Raw genomic sequence first — 4896 nt, 5'->3', positions numbered from 1 at the left:
GTCTCGGGCTGCGGGCCCCTGACATTTAGGGCAGTGCCTGTTCTTGCATGAGTTGATCGAACAAAGTTGAATTCTTGACCGCTTATGTCGATATCCGCTGTACCCGTCTCGTCACTCAGACCTTGGACCAAGTTCAGGATTGCAGCTTCGGGCAATCGTGCAGCAGGACCACCACCCTGCCTCAGAAGCGCGAATTGTGGGATGAGGTCAAAATCACCTGCAGGACTGTTTGGAAGTGACTGTAACGGCGCATCCTCCATTTTGAACAAGATATCGTAGATACGATCAGCCGTCAGCATTTGCGGATCTGTTCTGTAAGCTGCTCCCATAGGACAACGCCAGATTTGAAGAGGCGGCTCCACGGGCCAAGGCGTTATGCGTCGGATGAACTCGGCGCGGGCTCGGGCACAGGGAACGGACGCTGGCCATCCGCCAGAAAGGCACAACAAGATTGCACAGTCTGAAATAATGTCGGGACGGAAGATCGCGATTTTCCCCCAATCAACGGGCCAACCGCCTGCGTTTGCATTTGTAAGCGGGACTAAGTGCGTCGCTATCCAGTTGTAGCCCGAAGCAATCAAAATAGTGATAAACAGCACGGCCCAATATGAATAAGAAGCCGATGCAACTCTGCTCTCCCAACTATTAAGACCAAGCGTTTGATCTTGCTCTGCAAAGAGCTGGCGGCGCCAATCATTCTTCCAAGACCTTAACAATTCTACCAAAAAGAACAGGTACACAGGTAAAATGACCAAGAACACGATCGTCCAGTTTGGTGCCCATAAAAACCCTACTTGCTTTGCCTGACCGATCGGAGGCGTATAAACAACGCTGTGGATATTTAGAGTAAATGCAATTAAACCAAGTGCTGCAGCGGCTGTAAACACGACGATCGGCAAACTGAAAGAGCTCTGATTTTCAAAAAGCCGTTCAGTTGTTTTCTCCAAGCTGAAATGACGAATCGAAGCGTTACCGAGATCTACAACTTCAGAAGACGGTTTCAGCTCAAAACTTTCGACCTCTTGCGGTGTAGGTTGCGCAGCCAGATTGCCTGCCGCCCTTTTCTTTTTCCGTTCTGTCACCAAACGGCTATTTGATATGCTGAGTGCCGTTTGCCATTGGCTGGTGGTGTCCGGATCATCGCACCCCAAAACCCTTGCCAGCCAACGAATATTATCGGTGCTGATACCTTTGTCGTTGTCTTGAAACCAGAGCTGTACTGTTCGTAGATCGACACCAGAGCCGTTAACGTCAACTTGTGTTATCGCCTCCGCTAGAAGGTCAGCTGTCCAAGGACCTTGAGGAAATCCATTTTCGTCGACAGGTCGACCTGCACCTGCCGAGGTTAGGAACTTGAACAATTCCTTGAAATTGTTGTTGTCTTTCTGCGGAGGAAGAAAATATTTTCCATTCTTTATCAAATACCTACAGGCCTTCTCTGCGTTCCGTTTCATTAGTCTTCGTATCCTATCGTGCCTTTGTTTACGCCGAATGTACAACTGCAGGGTGTGATTTACTCGTGAACAAGCGGGTTTCTTCTCAAATTATGAATTCGACCATCGGAGGAAATCAAAGTGCCAAACCTAGGAACCGAAGCTCGAACTTGCCCAGCAGCGTGTGTAGTCGAAAAGAGGCTAGCAGCGCGGGCCATTAAACGTATTTTGGACAGACAGTCGCGGGAAGTGGTCGGTTGGCTTTATGCATGGAATACTGGTGAGCAAGTACCAATGTGGAAGAACGCGCATTGCGAGGATGTTGTTTACGAATAGCGTTTCGGAATAGGATCGCGGGTTCCAATTTCCATTCGTGATGTCAAAATACGCATAAGCGCGCATATGTTAAATATCAAAGCTTACCAAACTACTCTTCCGCTACGCCCGGGTCCAACAATCGGGTCGCGAACTTTTCGGACCTTGGGGACAAGATACTGCGACGCAATGGACATCACCCGGAGGGGTCGCGTTCAAAATAGTGTATTGGTCCGGCGGCCTTGGGTATTGTGCTTCGGTTCAACAAATTCAGGCCCGCATTCCCCTCCCATCGGTCATTTCAACACAGGGTTTTGGTTATGGCATTGGAACGTCGGTTGTATATTTGGGAACGGAATAGCCAGCTTGCACCGCTGGGCGTTCAGCGATGCGCAAATACCAGTCCTTGATGTTGGGAAAAGCGTCCAAGTCAACTTCTTGCCATTCAAAGCGCGAAACCCAAGGCCAGCATGCCATGTCTGCAATTGAATAGGTGCCACGGCCTGCCCCTGCTATGAAATCACGCCCTTCCAAGCGCATGTTCAGAACAGTGTACAAACGTTGCGTTTCAGCGGCGTAGCGCTTCTCGGCGTATTCCGATTTGCCTTTGTTATATTTCACAAAGTGATGGGTCTGCCCCAGCATTGGGCCCAAGCCGCCCATTTGCCACATCAACCATTCAACCATCGGCCAATATTCGGGGCCCTCGCATTGAAACTTTTTATACTTGTCCGCCAGATACATCATGATCGCGCCGGACTCCATTAATTGAAGACCGGTCTCTTGATCGACGATCGCGGGGATGCGGTTGTTCGGTGCGATTTTTAGGAAATCAAGTGCGAATTGCTCATCCTTAGTGATGTCGATTGCATGCACTTTGTAAGGGACGCCAAGTTCTTCGAGGAGGATCGAAACCTTGCGGCCATTTGGTGTCGTCCATGTGTAGAGATCAATCATCTGACGGCCTTTTCCATGTTATGGTTTACGTTTCATATCTCTTGATCTTGTGTATCGGAACGCATCACAGCAAGTTTATCCGATAGCCGGACCTTGGGAAATGGACGCACAGGTTGCCCACGTCCTCAGCCGAGCGTTCGATGACTACGGTCTCGGCATCGGCGTAGCGCAAGGTTCCTGCGACGGGTTGCTCGCCGCCATTCACATCTGGCTGCACAGTCACTGGCTGCCCGACCGAAAGCCCCTGTGGGTCATGTGGCGCGACACCAGTCTCGGAGGTCGGTTCCAGGCTCTTTGCGCGCAAAATGGCATCCTGCGGATCCATATCGCTACAGGTTCCATGGCCGATGCCTTGGACATTCGCTTCCCAGCGGACAAGGTCTTTGAATTCCGACAGAAATGAGGGTCCGTCGGCCCAGCGGCCGCGCAAGAACCAGACCACGTGGTAGAATTGTGCGTCGATCGCCGCGGGCTGCGGACCGAGTAGGAATGCCCGCCCGTCAGACATTTGCGTGTTCAGCCATGACAGCGGTGCGCGCACTTGCGACACCAGATGGGGCAGGTCTGCGTTGGCTTGTTTCAACGCTGCCGCCCAGTCCTCTCCGAGGTATAGCCGCCCACGATCCGCCGCAAAATCCTTATCCAGCTGATCGCCAGCCGCACCCAGAATGTGACGCACGGTTTGGTCGAACAGGGCCCCGTCCGTCCATCGGCTTAGGCACCACATCAAGCCCTGATCGGACGTGGGCATGAAGGTCGGTGAAGGGAACCGCCGTTCAAGTTCGAGGATGATACATTGGCTGTCACAGTAGATGTCTGCACCGATCTGCATGACCGGTGTGCGGCGATAGCCACCGGTCAGCGCCGTCAACATTGGTTTCGGTGGCAGGCGCGGGATTTCCACCTTGCGCCACGCAAGTCCTTTGATGCCAAAGGCAACCCGAACTTTTTCGGCAACAGGGGATTGCGGGTAGGCGTGGAAGATGACCTCGAACGTTGGATCAGACAATTTGTATTCCTTCTCGGAAGCTCGGTTCGACCATGTAAAAAGTCGTATTTTGGTTTCGGATTGGATTCTCAGGTGTTCAGTTCAAAGGCGAAGTCCGCAACATCTTGCAGCGATGAGCCAATCCGGTGCGGATTGACGCCCAAGCGGTCCAGCGGCAGCCCATATCGATTGAGCCAGATAGTGCGGTAGCCGAACCACGTTGCTCCACAGATGTCCCAACAGTTCGAAGAAACGAACAGGATTTCTTTCGCATCACAGCCCAAGGCATCTGGTCCCATTTGATACGTTTCCGGCGCCGTCTTGAAACGTTTTACGGAATCGACGCTTAATACATGCTCGAAATATCCCTCAAGCCCGGAGGCCTTGATGGCTTGATCAAGCATCCATGGCGTTCCGTTTGACAGGATCGACAAGGTGATCCCGGCGTCCTTGAGGCGAAGCAATTGCTCAGCGTTCTCGGGAAAGGCCGAAAGTTCGGCATATTGACCCATCAGGCGGTCCCGCGAGCCAGGTGTCAGTTCCAGACCAAGTGCCGCACAGGCATAATCCAGGGCGTCGCCTGTCACCTGCCAGAAGTCCGCGTATTTGTCGCATAGGGTGCGCAAGCGGGTGTATTCGATTTGTTTGTCGCGCCAGATAGTAGCCAGCTGTGCGCCTTTTCCGGGGAACAGCTCTTCGGCCAGGGAACTTACCGAATAGACATCGAAAAGGGTTCCATAGGCGTCGAATGCGATGGCTTTTAGTGGCATCAATTGTATCCTGTCGTGCTGGGCCTGTTTGGAAGGATCAGAAAATGTCTGGATAAGTGGTGTAAGCCGAACCAAACGTAGAGACTTCTAACGGCGAAATTGTGAAAGATGATCTCGGACACAAAGTTTCTCACTCTAATTGGCTTGGCACGATTTCGCGGAAGTTATTGCAACAACACCGGCATTTGCACAGGGCCACGAAAGCCGAAGCCACGCCAAAGAACATCGTCAAGATTGGGAATGCTCATGTTTGGGAACCGCTCGAACAAAATGGGTAGCATAACTTGGCCAACGGCACGGCGCGCAACGTGCGTGCCTTGGCAGAAATGGGGACCATTACCAAAGGATTGATGCTGATTGACCGCGCGGTACACGTCGTAGGCTCAGGACCCATTAATTGCCTTGATGCTGGTTTGTCGTCATGATTCACGAA

General features: G+C 52.1%; 4 protein-coding genes and 2 pseudogenes. All 6 read right to left on the bottom strand.

All coding sequences use genetic code 11. From position 1 onward, the window contains the following. Nucleotides 1–491, bottom strand: a pseudogene (locus tag PFRI_RS21615) (hypothetical protein); the annotation flags it as partial. 27 nt (nucleotides 492–518) lie between these two features. Next, a pseudogene (locus PFRI_RS21955) lies at nucleotides 519–1454 on the bottom strand (RcgA family putative transporter); the annotation flags it as partial. Nucleotides 1455–2066: 612 nt separating this feature from the next. Then, nucleotides 2067–2705 (bottom strand): glutathione S-transferase family protein, encoded by a 639-nt coding sequence (locus tag PFRI_RS03985; protein ID WP_072629451.1) that lies wholly within the window; start codon nucleotides 2703–2705, stop codon nucleotides 2067–2069. Between the two features lie 64 nt (nucleotides 2706–2769). Continuing rightward, nucleotides 2770–3714, bottom strand: coding sequence for a glutathione S-transferase family protein (locus PFRI_RS03980; RefSeq protein ID WP_072629450.1), 945 nt, complete (start codon nucleotides 3712–3714; stop codon nucleotides 2770–2772). A 68-nt stretch (nucleotides 3715–3782) separates the two neighbouring features. Continuing rightward, nucleotides 3783–4463 carry a haloacid dehalogenase type II gene (locus PFRI_RS03975; protein WP_072629449.1) on the bottom strand — a complete coding sequence of 227 codons (681 nt, stop codon included), beginning with the start codon at nucleotides 4461–4463 and terminating at the stop codon, nucleotides 3783–3785. Nucleotides 4464–4627: 164 nt separating this feature from the next. Further along, complete coding sequence (locus PFRI_RS03970) at nucleotides 4628–4837, bottom strand: hypothetical protein (RefSeq protein WP_245812250.1); 210 nt, start codon at nucleotides 4835–4837, stop codon at nucleotides 4628–4630. Nucleotides 4838–4896: the final 59 nt, after the last annotated feature.

The organism is Planktotalea frisia (genome assembly GCF_001890925.1).
Lineage (GTDB): Bacteria > Pseudomonadota > Alphaproteobacteria > Rhodobacterales > Rhodobacteraceae > Planktotalea > Planktotalea frisia.
This window is presented reverse-complemented; position numbering and strand designations above follow the sequence as displayed.

Excerpts from the sequence above, each read along its gene's own strand:
- PFRI_RS03985 (WP_072629451.1), bottom strand. The coding sequence starts at position 2,705 with ATGATTGATCTCTACACATGGACGACACCAAATGGCCGCAAGGTTTCG.
- PFRI_RS03975 (WP_072629449.1), bottom strand. The coding sequence starts at position 4,463 with ATGCCACTAAAAGCCATCGCATTCGACGCCTATGGAACCCTTTTCGAT.